15 protein-coding genes are annotated in these 13,976 nt (G+C 64.7%); 7 read left to right on the plus strand and 8 right to left on the minus strand.

The annotated features are described in order from the left end of the window. Positions 1-116 precede the first annotated feature (116 nt). Positions 117-983 carry a class II glutamine amidotransferase gene (locus ACIPY2_RS19045; RefSeq protein ID WP_400267964.1) on the minus strand — a complete coding sequence of 289 codons (867 nt, stop codon included), beginning with the start codon at positions 981-983 and terminating at the stop codon, positions 117-119. A 35-nt stretch (positions 984-1,018) separates the two neighbouring features. Beyond that, positions 1,019-2,419: a glutamate decarboxylase gene (locus tag ACIPY2_RS19050; RefSeq protein ID WP_400267965.1), complete on the minus strand. Its 1,401-nt coding sequence runs from the start codon at positions 2,417-2,419 to the stop codon at positions 1,019-1,021. A 138-nt stretch (positions 2,420-2,557) separates the two neighbouring features. Here ACIPY2_RS19050 and ACIPY2_RS19055 point away from each other — a divergent pair, with 138 nt between their 5' ends. After that, positions 2,558-2,776 carry a hypothetical protein gene (locus tag ACIPY2_RS19055; RefSeq protein ID WP_400267966.1) on the plus strand — a complete coding sequence of 73 codons (219 nt, stop codon included), beginning with the start codon at positions 2,558-2,560 and terminating at the stop codon, positions 2,774-2,776. Positions 2,777-2,800: 24 nt separating this feature from the next. On the opposite strand, the gene ACIPY2_RS19060 is transcribed toward ACIPY2_RS19055, so the two are convergent. Continuing rightward, positions 2,801-4,693 (minus strand): glycoside hydrolase family 15 protein, encoded by a 1,893-nt coding sequence (locus tag ACIPY2_RS19060; RefSeq protein ID WP_400268069.1) that lies wholly within the window; start codon positions 4,691-4,693, stop codon positions 2,801-2,803. 130 nt (positions 4,694-4,823) lie between these two features. Between ACIPY2_RS19060 and ACIPY2_RS19065 the strand changes: the two genes are divergently transcribed. From ACIPY2_RS19065 to ACIPY2_RS19075, 3 genes are all read left to right on the plus strand, one after another. Continuing rightward, complete coding sequence (locus ACIPY2_RS19065) at positions 4,824-5,747, plus strand: SDR family oxidoreductase (protein ID WP_400267967.1); 924 nt, start codon at positions 4,824-4,826, stop codon at positions 5,745-5,747. Positions 5,748-5,920: 173 nt separating this feature from the next. Beyond that, a complete protein-coding gene (locus tag ACIPY2_RS19070) occupies positions 5,921-6,151 on the plus strand; it encodes a DUF6458 family protein (RefSeq protein ID WP_400267968.1) in 231 nt (76 codons plus the stop codon). A gap of 73 nt (positions 6,152-6,224) precedes the next feature. Beyond that, positions 6,225-6,509 (plus strand): hypothetical protein, encoded by a 285-nt coding sequence (locus ACIPY2_RS19075; RefSeq protein WP_400267969.1) that lies wholly within the window; start codon positions 6,225-6,227, stop codon positions 6,507-6,509. Between the two features lie 30 nt (positions 6,510-6,539). Here ACIPY2_RS19075 and ACIPY2_RS19080 read toward each other — a convergent pair whose 3' ends face one another. Further along, the gene (locus tag ACIPY2_RS19080; RefSeq protein WP_400267970.1) at positions 6,540-6,785 is read right to left on the minus strand and encodes a hypothetical protein; all 246 of its coding nucleotides are present in this window, start codon (positions 6,783-6,785) and stop codon (positions 6,540-6,542) included. Between the two features lie 108 nt (positions 6,786-6,893). Further along, on the minus strand, positions 6,894-7,487 hold the full coding sequence (locus ACIPY2_RS19085) for a histidine phosphatase family protein (RefSeq protein WP_400267971.1): 594 nt from the start codon (positions 7,485-7,487) through the stop codon (positions 6,894-6,896). Between the two features lie 167 nt (positions 7,488-7,654). On the opposite strand from ACIPY2_RS19085, the gene ACIPY2_RS19090 reads away from it, so the two are divergent. Further along, positions 7,655-7,933: a hypothetical protein gene (locus tag ACIPY2_RS19090; RefSeq protein ID WP_400267972.1), complete on the plus strand. Its 279-nt coding sequence runs from the start codon at positions 7,655-7,657 to the stop codon at positions 7,931-7,933. A gap of 198 nt (positions 7,934-8,131) precedes the next feature. After that, the gene (locus tag ACIPY2_RS19095; protein WP_400267973.1) at positions 8,132-8,866 is read left to right on the plus strand and encodes an ANTAR domain-containing protein; all 735 of its coding nucleotides are present in this window, start codon (positions 8,132-8,134) and stop codon (positions 8,864-8,866) included. On the opposite strand, the gene ACIPY2_RS19100 is transcribed toward ACIPY2_RS19095, so the two are convergent. The 3 genes from ACIPY2_RS19100 to ACIPY2_RS19110 are packed head-to-tail and all read right to left on the minus strand — an operon-like array spanning position 8,863 to position 13,117. Then, positions 8,863-10,491, minus strand: coding sequence for an amidohydrolase (locus ACIPY2_RS19100; RefSeq protein WP_400267974.1), 1,629 nt, complete (start codon positions 10,489-10,491; stop codon positions 8,863-8,865). The two genes, ACIPY2_RS19095 and ACIPY2_RS19100, sit on opposite strands and share 4 nt — an antisense overlap. Then, positions 10,488-11,678, minus strand: coding sequence for a serine hydrolase domain-containing protein (locus ACIPY2_RS19105; RefSeq protein ID WP_400267975.1), 1,191 nt, complete (start codon positions 11,676-11,678; stop codon positions 10,488-10,490). Before ACIPY2_RS19105 ends, ACIPY2_RS19100 begins: the two co-directional genes overlap by 4 nt. Continuing rightward, the gene (locus ACIPY2_RS19110; RefSeq protein ID WP_400267976.1) at positions 11,675-13,117 is read right to left on the minus strand and encodes a purine-cytosine permease family protein; all 1,443 of its coding nucleotides are present in this window, start codon (positions 13,115-13,117) and stop codon (positions 11,675-11,677) included. Before ACIPY2_RS19110 ends, ACIPY2_RS19105 begins: the two co-directional genes overlap by 4 nt. Before the next feature lie 147 nt (positions 13,118-13,264). Between ACIPY2_RS19110 and ACIPY2_RS19115 the strand changes: the two genes are divergently transcribed. Next, on the plus strand, positions 13,265-13,909 hold the full coding sequence (locus ACIPY2_RS19115; RefSeq protein WP_400267977.1) for a TetR family transcriptional regulator: 645 nt from the start codon (positions 13,265-13,267) through the stop codon (positions 13,907-13,909). Positions 13,910-13,976: the final 67 nt, after the last annotated feature.

The following is a 13,976-nucleotide window of genomic DNA, read 5'->3' on the forward strand; positions in this document are numbered from 1 at the left end:
CGCTCCGCTATCACCTGCCCGCCAAATCCCATGAATCAACCCTGTCACGCCAGCCAACGCCCGTAACCCAACAAACACCCCTATGTGGAAAACCCAGCCACGGGGACCGGGGTGGCTCAGGGCTTTTGCGATTCCGCAGCCGCCGGATCAAGGTCCTGCAGGGTGAGTTGGTGTGCCACGGATTCGGGAAAGGGAAACGTTGAAGTAGCCGAAAGATCCGGCCCCACGTGCACCAGTTCGCCGGACGCCATGGGGCGCCAGGAAGGGTTGTTGTCCATGGGCTCGGTGGCGAACAGGACGTGCGGGGAACGGGCCAGTTCCGTGCTCCGGGAGTGGATCCGTTTGCTGCGGGCATCCAAAGGTGCGGCGGGGGCCGGAGTCGCGGGGTCCCGTCGGAGGACGTGTAACTCGTGGGTCGCCGGGTAGCGGAGGGCCCAGATATCCGTTGCGGTAGTCAGGATGAAGTTGAGGCTGAAGACTGGGAGTTCTCCGGCGACCCAGCCCACGGCAGCCCTGATTCCCGCAGTGACATCGCCGTTGGCGCGGCGCGTTTCCGCCGTAATGAGCGCGAACAGCCTTTCGCTATCGGTCTGCCCCCGGACCAGCTCGCGGACCCCGAGCCCTACAAGGCGCTGGTCCAACAACGCCAGCCCGGCGAACGCGCCGTTGTGCGCGAACAGGCGTCCGTCCTGCTCGAAGGGGTGTGTATTAGCCACCGTCAGGGCTCCCGTGCTGGCGTACCGGACGTGGGCCAGGAATGTAGTGCTCTTTACCACCCGAGCTTCCCGTGCGAATGCATGGTCTTCCCACGCCGCCAGCGGGCGCTTGGCTACCTTCGGAGTGCCATCCGAACTGAAGGTGCCGATGCCGGCTCCATCCGGTTCGCGGTGGCTCTGGACCGAGAGGCTGTCGGGGGCGTCGAGCAGCCAAAAAGTCGCCCGGACGGGTTCCGAACCGGCATGCAGCCCGAAAAGCCGGCACATAGTTCCCCTTAGTTAGTTCGGCACTGAACGGAACGTCAGTGGTGGAATGCCGCGGACTGCCCATCGGCGGGCATGGGCGCGGTCAGGCGGTCCAGGTACGCCACTTCCTTCTTCAGGTCTGCCAGGAAGCTCGAGGCCAGGTCGCGGGTGAAGCCGTTGCGGACCACGATCCTCTGTACAGTCACGTCATCCAAGCCCTCGGGCAGCGGGTAGGCAGGGACCAGCCAGCCGTTCATCCGGAGTCGCTCCGAAAGGTGGTGCAGGTTCCAGTTCTTGGTGTGGCCCTCCGTAAGCTGCCACGCGAAGACGGGGATGTCCGATCCATCGCTCCAAAGAGTGAAGGCCTCCATGGCCCCGATTTCGCCGGAAAGATACAAGGCGACATCCCTCGACGTGGCTTGCACGGACTTGAATCCCTCGAAGCCCAGGCGCAGGAACAGGTAATACTGGAGCAGGACCTGTGCGCCGGGTCGGGAGAAGTTCAGGGCGAACGTGGGCATATCGCCGCCAAGATAGCTGACGTGGAAGACCAGGTCCTGGGGGAGTGCCTCGGCATCGCGCCAGAGGACCCAGCCAAGTCCCGGATACACGAGTCCGTATTTATGCCCGGACGTGTTGATGGACGCGACCCGCGGAAGCCTGAAATCCCACACAGTTTCCGGCTGCAGGAAGGGTGCCACCATGGCCCCGGAAGCCCCGTCCACGTGGATGGGGATATCAAGGCCCCGGCGCTCCTGGATCTCGTCGAGTGCGGCCGATATGGCATCCACCGGCTCATAGATTCCTGTGTACGTGACACCCATGATCGCCACCACACCTATCGTGTTCTCGTCCACGTATTGGTCCAGCTCATGGCCGTCCAGCATTGGATGTTCCTTGGACACGGGAACAAACCGGGGCTCGACATCCCAGTAGTTGCAGAACTTTTCCCAGCACACCTGGACTGCCGAACTCAGCACCAGGTTGGGCTTCTCGGTCCCCAGCCCCGCAGCTTTGCGCGCATGCTGCCAGCGGCGCTTCAACGCCAGCCCCCCGAGCATGCACGCCTCAGACGATCCGATGGTGGAGGTTCCCATGGCCTTCGCGGGGTCCGGCGCGTTCCACAGCCCGGCGAGCATCCGCCAACATCGCGTCTCGATCTCGGCGGTCTGCGGATACTCGTCCTTGTCGATCATGTTCTTGTCTACGGTTTCCGCGTAGAGCTTCGATGCTTCCGGCTCCATCCAAGTACCCACGAACGTTGCCAGGTTGAGCCTGGAATTGCCGTCCAGCATGGCTTCGTCGTGCACCACCTGATACGCGGTTCCCGGCAGCGACTCGCCATCGGGGAGGGTGAAACGCGGGAAGAGGGAGGACTCGCCGGGCCTGCTGAACAGGGGGTTCAGTTCGACGGCGGTAGTGGCGGCATCGTTCGGTGTCCGGTGGGCTCTGCTCATGGTCAGCTCCTTGGAATCGCCTTGGTCTGTGGCTCACGCTACCCGTGGCAGCGGCTGTGGCTCACGCTACCCGGGGCAGCGGCCGCACCCAAGCTTGACGGGGTATCGGATCGGGGCAGGGAATGGGACGATTTCCCTATGGGACAGGAACAGAACGGCAAGCCCGGGACCTCGGGGCCAGTCCCGGGGGACAGTGGTCAGTGGCAGGATAACGACGGCGGCTCACCCACCACCCAGCAGATGCGCACCGTGGGGCAGCGTCGGCGGGAAGCGGAGCGGAAGCTTGACCAGCACTTGGAGGAAGCCAAGCATCGCGCCGAGTCCCCGGATCCGGACCAGCAGAAAACGGAGAGCTGAGCCGCGGACCTAGCGGTTGCGTACCTATTGGCTGTCCGGGGCTGCTTGGCCGCCCGGCGCGGGCGAGGGGTTCTCCGAAATCCGCCCGCCACCTGAGCCACCGCGCCCTCCGTCATGGAGGGGCGTGTCGCTGTGGTGGGTTTCACCGTGCTGCAGCTGGAGCGCGCAGTGGATCAGGGGGAAGTGGCTGAACGCTTGTGGGGTATTTCCCAGTTGCCTCCGGGTCCGGGGATCCCATTCTTCGCTGAGCAGGCCCACATCGTTCCGGAGGGACAGCAGCCGCTCGAACAAGGCTGTGGCCTCGTCGGTGCGTCCGATTCCCAGCAACGCATCCACCATCCAGAAGGAGCACGCCAGGAACACTCCCTCATCCCCGGGCAGTCCATCGTGGCCGGATTCGGTCCGGTACCGGAGAACCAGGCCATCTTCGGTGAGCCGGTCCTGGATGGCGTCAACCGTCCCCACAACCCGGGGATGGTCCGGCGGCAGGAAACCCACCCTTGGGATCAGGAGCAGGCTCGCGTCCAGTTCCTTGCTGCCGTAGGACTGGACGAAACTGTTGAGGTCCTCGTCGAACCCCTTGGCCATGACCTCTTGGTGGATGGTGGATCGAAGGTTGGCCCAGCGGTCTCCGGGTCCGGGCAGGCCGGACTCCCTGACGGCTTTGACCATGCGGTCTGCCGCCACCCAGGCCATGACCTTTGAATGCGTGAAATGCCTCCGCGGGCCCCGTACCTCCCAGAGCCCGTTGTCCGGCTGGTCCCAGGCGCCCTCTAGGTATTCCATCAGGGCCACCTGGATATCCCAGGAATTGTCCGTGGTCCCTGTGGGGGAAGCAGCGCGCGTCAGCGAGAGGCCGTCCAGCACTTCGCCCCACACATCCAGCTGCAGCTGCGGAGCGGCCGCATTGCCGATGCGGACAGGCGCCGAATTCTCGTAACCCCGCAGCCAAGGGAGGTCCATTTCGGGTAGCCGCCTCGCGCCGTCGAGCCCGTAAACGATCTGCAGGTCCGCCGGGTCGCCGGCGATGGCGCGCAGCAGCCAGTCCCGCCACGCACCCGCTTCCTCGGTGTAGCCGGCGGCGAGCAGGGATTGCAGGGTCAGTGTGGCATCGCGCAACCAGCAGTACCGGTAGTCCCAATTGCGGGGCCCGCCAATCTGTTCCGGTAAGGATGTTGTGGCTGCTGCCACGATGCCGCCGGTGGGTGCATAGGTCAGTGCTTTGAGGGTGATGAGGGAGCGCTCCACCGCTTCTTTGTACTTGCCGTCGATCTCGCTGCGGCCAATCCATTCCCGCCAGAATGAGCTGGTGTTGGCGAGGGCGCGCGCAGGGTCGATCCGGCGGGGCTCCGGCTCGTGGCTCGGCGCCCAACGCAGCACGAACGGCACCCGCTGGCCCTCGCGGACGGTGAACTCGCTGATGGTGCGGTTGTCCCGCCCCTCGAGTGGGGCATGCGTCGTGAGGTAGGCGGAGTCGGGGCCGGCCACCGCGCTGATGCCCTCGCCATGCTTGCGGACCCATGGGACAACCCTGCCGTAATCGAACCGGAGAACGAGTTCCATCTTCATGGACACCTCCCCGCTGAGGCCCTCCACGATGCGCACGAGGTCCACGGCGTCATCGCGGACGGGCATGAAGTCGGTGACGCGGACACTTCCGCCTTCCACTTCCCACTCGGTGTCCAGGACCAGGGTGTCCTCGCGGTACTGGCGCCGGGTGGAGTTGCCTCCGTTGGCCGGATCGACGTTTGCGGGGGCTATGAGCCAGCGTCCGGCCTCGGAATCGGCCAACAGGGCAGCGAAGCAGGCCGGGGAGTCGAAGCGTGGGAGGCACATCCAGTCGATGGAACCGTTCCGTCCCACCAGTGCCGCCGTGTGCAGGTCGCCAATGAGTGCGTAGTCCTCGATCCTGGCCATGGATGCAGCTCCTTCTTCGGTTGGCATGACTGATCCTGACCGTACCCGCTTCCAAGGGGTAGAGCGAGCGCAGCACACCGTGCTACCACTGTTCTGCAACCACAATCCAGCGTCATTTCCAGGAGGAGCCATGGCTGGAGAAAAACCGGTTCTTGTTGTTGGTGCCACCGGCTATCTGGGCGGCCAGGTGGTGGCCGAACTACTCAAGCGCGGTAAGCGGGTCAGGGCGCTGGTGCGGCCTAAATCGGATGCTTCCAATCTGGCGGCGAAGGGCGTGGAAGTCGTGAGGGGTGACATGCTCGACGCCGGTTCGCTTACCGACGCGATGGCGGGCGTCGACGCCGTGGTTTCCACTGCGGCCGGTTACACACGGAACGACCGCAACGCGGACGCGATCGATACTTTCGGCAACAGCAACCTGGCTGTCGCGGCCAAGCAGGCCGGGGTCCGCCGCTTTGTGCTGATCAGCATCCTCACCAGCGACCAAACACCCCAGGTCCCGCATTTCTGGCATAAGAAGCTTGCGGAGGACAAGCTGGAGCAACTTGGCGTGCCCTTCGTTGCGTTGCGTCCGGGCGCCTTCTTCGACCAGATAGCGGGCATGCGCGGCGACCCGTTCCAGAAAGGCCGCATCATGTGGTTCGGCTCCAAGGAAACCCCGCTGACGTTTGTCCTGACGGCCGACCTGGCTGCGTATCTGGCGGCCGCGGTCGATGCCGACATCAGGGATGGCGAACGGATCGATATCGGCTGGACCAGGCCGGTCAGCATGCTCGAGGCGGCGTCGTTGCTGTCCCGTCACCGTGAACTCAGGAATGGTTCCAACGACGGCGGCAAGGACATCAGCGTGATGTCGATTCCGACGCCGGTCCTTCAGGTTGCAGGCAAGGCAACCTCGCGTTTTGCGCCTTTGGTGGCGGACATGGCGAGTATGTCGGCCTGGTTTGAGACGGGTAAGTACGTTGCCGATACCGGGCGCCAGGAAGAAGTCTTCGGGGCAGTCCCCACGCCCGAGGACGCGATTGCGCGCTTCGCGGCAAAGTACGGGCACTGACGTTCGCGCCAGGGCACGGGCCGCGCCCCAAACCGCAGGCCAAGCCCCAAACCGCGCCCCGGGAACAATCGCGGGCACAAAATCTAGCGAAGCCGCCAATTGCTAAGTAGGCTGACTATACCGGGTCGGCTGGATGTACCCCTGTGGCCGGACGGAAGCGAGAGGAGCATGTCATGAGAATAGGTTCTTCCATAGCACTGGTCGCAATCGGAGCGATCCTTGCCTTTGCACTGACACCCGGGCTGATCCCCTTCATCGATCAAGTACTTATCGGCTACATCCTGATGGTGGTGGGCGTTCTTGGCCTCATCATTTCCATCATCATGTCCAGCCGGACGCGGCACACCGTGGTGGAGCGCCGCACCGCCCCGGACACCATCGTGGAACGGCGCCCGGAGGTTTAGCGGTTCCGGACGCACAAAACGCACGACGGCGGCAGCCCCGCCGTCGTGCGTTTTGACCGCGTAGGCTGCTCTTATGGAGAAGTCATTCGATATTGAGCTTGTCAACCAGGACGAGTACTTGGTGCGCTGGGCATCCGAGGGGCAGACCGGGGAATCGGTGGTTCGGGTGAACCCCGACTTCCTTGAAGAAGCGGGCCTGGGCGGGTTCGACCAGCAGGCCGTGGTTGAGGAAACCACCACCTACCTTGCCGAGCACCAACCGGTTATCGACTTCCCGCTGACGGTGGACCTCGAAGAAATTGCCGCGGCCTACGCGGACTACACCGAACAGTTGCGGACCCGGCTCGCCGCCAAATAGCGCCCGCCCCTCAATGGGGCCGGCCGAGCCTCACCATTGAATGTGGACGCAAAGCTCTCCCGGAGCCTGCCCGGTAGCCTTGACGACAGCCTCAACGACGGCATCCTGCGCGCGTTCCAGGCTCGTGGCATAAACCACGAGGCCGGGCATCTGCTGAACGCGAAGTTCAAACCAGGTATCCGCGGCCAAGGTGACCACCGCTGTGATGGTGGTCTTCGCACCCGGGGCGCAGCCTTCCGGACTGCCGACGGGGAAGTCGGCCACTAGGGGTGCCATGGAGACCTCCAGGCGCTGGGTCGCGGAAGGCCAACTTCTTGACTGTTACGAGCATATAGAAACCCGCATGGGGCATGTCAATAAGCTGGCGAACTGTTTCCTGGGAGATCAGCCCTCGACGTCCGCCGTCAGGAGTTCGCCGTTGTAATACTCCACGCGCCAACCGTCCACCACGTGGTGATGCGCAAGGTTCAGCACGGCGTTGTGGACACTGTCCAGCGTGCGTCCGATTGCGCTGCTGAGGGCCAGCCGGATGAGCGTGCCGTGGCTGACAACCAGCACGCGTTTGCCGGCGAACTCCCCGGCCAGATCCTCAAGCGCAGCCAGTCCGCGTGCTGCGGCGTCCTCATCGCTTTCGCCGCCCCTGAAGCCGCCGGGTACGCGCAAGGCCTCCAGTTCCGGGCCGGCCTGCAGCCCCTCGGCGGGGCCGAAGCTCCGCTCGATCAACTCCGGTACCCTCCGCGCGACGGTGAGCCCCAGGCCTTCGGCGATGATGTCCGCGGTCTCCGCGGCGCGGCCCAGCGGAGACGAAACGATGGTGTCCCACTCATGGCCGGACAGGGTGGCAACAGCATCGCGGGCCTGCGCCCGGCCCGTCTCGTTCAAGGGGATGTCCGTGGTGCCCTGCAACCTGCGCTCGGCGTTCCAGTCGGTCTGGCCATGGCGGACGAGGGCAAAGGTCGTGAGGGTCATGCTTTCCATTCTGCCCTGCCTGCCCCGGACGCCGCAGTTCCCTCCGCCACATGCATTCATGAAGGGCCGTGTGGTACCTGCAATGAACCATGGATTGAAAGGTCCCGGAAGCCTAACATTGGAAGTGTCATCGCTGATGCAGTCCGGCACCGATTCCAATCCGCCCAAGGACGGCCATGACCCGCGACGATCTCACCCATTTCATTCAGGAGTCCCTTGTCTTCGAGGATGACACCGCCGACGCTTTGGATGCCGAATCCCTCTACGGTCTGTATGTGAGCTGGTGCCATATCAACAGCACGCGCCCCGAGCCCGAGGAATCTTTCAGCTCGGCGTGCAAGCGCCAGGGCAGGCTGCGGCGGCGCAGGCATCACGGGGCGTACACCGGCCTGCGAATGCAGGGGCCTGCGGCACGCGACTATGTCATGCACAACGACGCCTGTTGGTCCCTGTAGGGACGCACTGCGCATTAAAATGTGGAGCCTTGGCCTGTTAGCTAGGGAGAGCGTGGCAAGCCTGAGCGAGCAGCTCAAGTGTAGCTTGGGCGGTCTGCGGGCTGCCTACAGCCATGAAATCACCGGCGAAGACGGTGCCAACCCGGCTGGCTAGGCGACCCCCTGCCGTTTCATGACCTGTCTCGCTAGCATTGAAACGTGGAAGCTGAAGAACAGAATGAGGATTTTCAGAGGCTCCACCAACTCATCGCGGGGGCGGAGGACATCAAGGTTTTTCTGGATGGAATGACCCGATATGCCGCCGCGGCCCTGTCCCGGGCGAGCGGAGCAAGCACTCATTGTGCCGTGACCCTCAGGCGCCGCAAGCGGGCAGTTACCATCGCCGGAAGCAGCGACGAGTCAATCATCCTGGACGGCATCGAGCAGGCTTTGGGGGACGGCCCGTGCGTCCACGCTTTAACCACCAACCAGATGATCCTGGTAGCGGATGTCCACAATGACGGACGCTGGCCTGAGTACGCAAAGAGCCTGGAAGCCGCGGGAGCCAAGGGAGTGCTCGGTGTCCCGTTGCAACTCGGAGAGGATGCGTGGGCGGCCCTGAACTTCTTCACCGTGGAACCGGGACTCTTCACTCAGGAGGTTACCGAGGAAGCCGCCGTCTTCGCTGACATGGCCGCCCAGGCACTCCGGCTGGCTCTTCGGATTGCCACTGCGGACCTGCTGGCCGAAGACCTGAGGGCGGCCATGGAACGGCGCACGGTGATCGACCTCGCCTGCGGGATGATCATGGCGCAGAACAATTGCACCCAGTCGGATGCCTTCGCCTTCCTTCTCAAGGCGTCCCAGCACCGCAACCAGAAGGTCCACGACATCGCCGCCGGCATCGTGCGAGGGCGCAGCGGCGAGGCGGTCACCACGTTCTTCGAGGACTAGGCGCGTGCCGTCGCTTCGGCGTCGTACACCGTTGTGCCGCCCACCACGGTCCGCAGCACCCTCGCGTCCAGGAGGGCTCCGGGCTCCGCAGTGAAGATGTCCGTATCCAGCACCACGAAGTCGGCGAACAGTCCGGCCTCCAAGCGCCCCAGCTCGTGCTCCGCTCCGCAGGCCCACGCCGGATCCTTGGTTGCGTGCTCGATCGAATCGACAAGCGGCAGGGCGAACTCCCGGACATTGGTGTCGGCCGAACCCGGCTCAAGTGCGGACGCCCGCGTGGTGGCAACATACATGTTCGGCAGGGGCGCGTGCGGCGAGGTGGGAGAGTCGGTGCCAAACGCCAGCCGGGCACCCGCCCCGGTAATCCACGGCCACGGGAATCCCCGCTCCACGCGGTAGTCGTCCAGCTTGGCGCACCAGTTTTCACTGATTGCCGGATCGGCATGGACCGGTTGCATGCTTGCGGTGATGCCCAGCGAGGCGAGGCGTTCGACGTCGGCCTTGTCCACCAGCTCAAGGTGCTCAATCCGGTGGCGTCGCTCCCTCGGCCCGTTGACCGAGACCGCGTGCTCGACCGCGTCGATCGCGATCCGGACCGCTTCGTCGCCGATTGCGTGCATGGCCACCTTCAACCCGGCCGCATCCGCTGCCGCCACCACCGGGCGCAGGTCCGCCAAGCCCCAGATGGGTTCGGGGTTGGAGCCGTCTGCGTAGGGCTGCCCAAGGACCGCCGTACAGCCGTCAATGGTTCCGTCGATAATGACCTTGATGCCCACCACGCGCAGGTAGGGGGAGGAGTGCTCGACGGCGAGCCGGGCCGCCCGCTGTACTTGGGCCAGGTTGTCCTGCAGCGAACCGGTATTGTCCACGCGCCAGTAGGCGATGAGGCGGCTGGTGAGCGTGCCTTCCTTTTCCGCGTGCTCGAAAGTGGCAAGGTCCGTCTCATTGAAGCCCATGTCGCAGGCGGTGGTCACGCCGGTTTCGCGGTACGCCTGCTGAACGGCAGCGATGCTGGTGCTGTGCTGGTCCTCTCCGGCCACGGAATCCAGGAATGGCAGGACAAGGTGGTAGAAGGCATTCTCGTCCAAGTAGCCCGTGGCGTGGCCTGCGGCATCCCGCCTGATGGTTCCGCCCAAGGGGTTCGCGGTCTCATCGGTGATGCCGAGTTCCGCGAGTGCCGCAGAGTTCACCCAGGCCGAGTGGAAGTCGTAGGCGAAGGCATACGCGGGCTTGTCCTGGACCACGGCGTCCAGCATTCGCGCATCCGGGACGCCACCCGGGATGGCGCCGTGGAGCCAGCCTGTGGCGAGGACCCGCGGAGCGTCGGGGTGCCCGGTATCCCATTCCTTGATGCGCCGTTGGATCTCTTCCACCGAGCCCGCTCCCCACAAGCTGACTTGGCCAAGCGCCTCCCCGGTGCCGATCACGTGGGCATGGCCGTCCACGAATCCGGGAACCACGAGCCGGTTGTGAAGATCGATCGTTTCGGCGTCCGGTGCCAGCCGTTCGGCCGTGTCCGGATCGCCGACGTAGAGGATGCGCTGGTCCTGCACGATCATGGCACCGGCCCAGCGGCGGGTGTCCGACGTGAAGATGCGTGCGTTCGTGTAGAGCTGGGTTGTCATGCGGGGGTGTCCTCGGTGAGTGAGTGGCTGATGTCCAGGAGCAACTGGTTCTGCTGCCGGTGGAAGTGCTCGGAGTCGGGTTCGGGCCAGGTGGAGAGCTGCACTATGACTGCCCGGGCTGTCGGATCGACCCACAGGTACTGGCCGTGGATGCCGATTCCGGTGATGATGCCGCGTTCGCTGCCCGTGCACCACCACTGCCGGGTGTAGGAACCGCCGGGATGGACCTGGGTAAAGGGGGAGCCTGCCATGGCCTGCGGATCGCCGCCGGCGAAGATGCTGCGGACCCACTCGGTGGAAACCACGCTGCCGCCTGGACCTTTGCCGCCGTCGAGCATTAGCTGGCCGACCCGCGCGAGGTCGCGTGCCGTGCAGGAGACGCCGCCGTTGGCGAAGCCGAAGCCCTCCGGATCCACGGTGATGGTTGCGTCGTGTTCAGCGCCGAGCTTGGACCACAAGTATTTGGACAGGGCCTCGGTGTAGCGCAGGCCGGACGCCCGTTCCACGATCCAGGCCAGGACGTCGGTGTTCGCCGAGCAGTACTGAAAGGTGCCTGGCTGCCCGTTCCCTGTGAGGGTGGTGAGGAATTCGCGGGTACTGGCGGGGTCGCCGTCGTGCCGTCCGCGCCAGCCCGATGAGCGGTCATGGGTTTGGACCTCGCTGGCGGGGTCGAGGTAGTCCTCGTTGTAGTCCACGTGGACCACCATGTCCAGGACGTGCTGGACCGTGACGGAGCCTGCGTACGCTGTTCCTGCCAGCTCGGGGAGATACTCCAGGACCGGCGCGTCAGTAACGATCGAGCCCTCGCCCACCAAGGCCCCGACGACGAGTCCGCACAAGGACTTGGACACGCTCATCACCAGGTGTGGTTGGTCGGGGGGGAGGCCGGCGCGGTAGTAGTCGGCAACCACCTCGTTGTCCTGGAGCACCAGGAAGGCGTCCGTGTACGCCGCCTCAAGTCGTTCCGCCAGCCCTGGCAGCCGGCAGCCCAGGGCGCCCGGATTGTTGCTGGCTTCGGCAGGGGCGGGCCGGTAGCGGCGGGGGATTGCCGCCGTCGGGATCAACTCGCCCAGGTTCGCGAACGCCCAACGGTTGTAAGGCGGTTCCTGCCACCTATCAGGTGTGGGACGCGGCGCCAGAGGGGCCTGCGGCCCGGCGGGAGGAACGGGGATCTCCGTGGTGGTCATGCGCGGACTCCTTCGATGGTGGCCTCGGCCTGGCTGCCGCCGGCGGAGGGTGTGGCTTTGTTGAATGCGAGATACAGGGCGGACGTGACGGCCATGGAAACCGGGACTGAGAGGTCGATGTTTCCCATGGCGGCGGCGATCGGTCCCGTCCAGGGGCCGCTGGTGAGGAACAGGGATGCGACGGCGGCACCGGCCACCACGGCAGCGAGCCCGGCAAGGTTCCACCCGTGGCTGTACCAGAAGCGGCCGCCGGGGCGTTCGTCGAAGAGCTCGGAGCCGTTGTAGTCGTTGCGTCGCCGGATCACGTCCGTGGCGAAGATAGCCATGGTGGGTCCGGAAATGAGGACCAGCAGTTGCAGCATGAGGTTGACCGCGTCCAGGAGGCTCGTGGACATCACCAGGTAGATGGTCAGTGCCGTGCCGATGGCGCCGACGACGATCGCCGAAGGGATGCGCCGGATGGGGACACCGATCGACTGGAAAGCCATGCTGGCGGTGTACGTCGTCATGCCGTTCAGGGAGATCGTGTTGATGATGACGCCCAGGACAAACACGGGGCCAAGCCACGCCGGCAACATTGCGAGCAACGCGGATTGGATGCCGAGGTCCATCGCGGCCGGTTCGATTCCGGTGGCCAGAAGGGCGCCCACCGCCGTGAAGAGAATGCAGGGGAGCGCTCCGCCGAGGGCCGTGGCGGCGATGATGCGGGAGGGCTTGGTGGTGGCGGGCAGGTAGCGGGCCATGTCCGGGCTGTTGGAGTAGGACAAGGGAGTGGACGCCAGGATCGCGAATCCGATGCTCATTGCCGACCACAGGGGAGCCCCTTCCAGCGCTCCGCCGGCCGAGGCCGCGGCCGAGTAGCTCCAGTCGACGTGCGGCAGGACGAACGCGGTCACCAGCAGGAAGATGATCAGCAAGACCAGCGCCACGTAGGGGTAGGTCCGGAGGATCAATCCGTGCCCGAAGACCGCCACGAGCACCGTGACCGCAGCCACCACCAAGGTCACCAGGATGGGACCTGCCACGGGATCGTCAAAGCCGAGCCGGCCCAGGAGCTCGGCACCCATGAAGGAGGAAGCAAGCCAGTTGAGGGCCAGGAAGACCGCGGAAATGAACCAGCCGAAGAAGGCAACCATCAGCCGGTTGCCCCTGATCCCGAAGATGGCCCGGGTGATCACGGATCCCGACGTGCCCGCGGCCGGCCCGCTGATCGCGACGATCCCGGTGAAGATCCAGGGAAGGCTTCCGGCGATGATCACGAGGAGGGCCTGCCAAAGTTCAAGCCCCAGCAGGATCAACGAAGCGCCCACCGTGAAGTTCAGGACGCTGACGTTCGGTGCAGCCCAGACGGGGAACAGGTCGCGGGCGCTGCCCCGTCTCTGGGAGGTGTGGATGAGTTCGATGCCTCTGGTTTCCGGGTGGCTCGCTTGTTTGGTCATGGCTGGTCCTGTCGGGGGAGGTTTGGTGCGGGCCGGCTACGTCGCTGTGGCCGGTGGCGCGGAGGATTGGGGAAAGTTGGTGGGTCGACATCTTATTGGTCGGTAGACCAATGCGATATTGGTCACTAATCCAATAGACTGTTCGGCATGGTGTCAAGTCCTGCCCCGCAGCGCATTCGCAAACTCCCGCAGGAGCGCCGTGAAGAGATCCTCGCCGAGGCATCACGGATTGCGCTCGCGGAGGGGCTGGAGCGCATCACTCTTAGGGCTGTTGCCGAGCGGCTTGGTGTCCGGCCGGGCTTGATCAGCCACTACTTCCCCGCCGCCGAAGACCTGGTCATCGAAGCCTTTGTCCGCGCCGTCTCCGAGGAGCGTGAGGAGCTGTTCCCTGCCGAGGGAAGCCCGCTTGGGCGGATGGCCCACCTGATTGCGAGGGTGGAGGGCGAATCCGCCCATGGACTTTCGCGCCTATGGCTGAACGCCCGCCATATGAGCCGGTTCAGCCCCCCGCTGTCCCAGGCCCTCCAGGCCCAGGAGTACCTCGACCGCACCCGCCTCACGGAGCTGATTGACGACGGCGTCGCGTCCGGTGATTTTTTCGTGGCGGACCCGCTTGATGCTTGCATCCGGATCCTGGTGGCGGTGGATGGCGTAGGCGCCTACGTCAACAATTTGGGTGCGTTCGACTATGAAGCTTTTACGCGCTTCGTTACCGATGTTGCCGAGTGGTCGCTCGGCGTCACCGACGGCAGCTTGCGCGCGGCAGTTGACCGGACCCGCGAAGCTTCATAATCTTCACATCGGAACCTCGGGTTGCCCCTTTCGATAAGTAGTAAGTATCCTGATGACTAATCTGGTA

Source organism: Paenarthrobacter sp. NPDC089675, from assembly GCF_044749185.1.
Classification (GTDB): Bacteria; Actinomycetota; Actinomycetes; order Actinomycetales; family Micrococcaceae; genus Arthrobacter.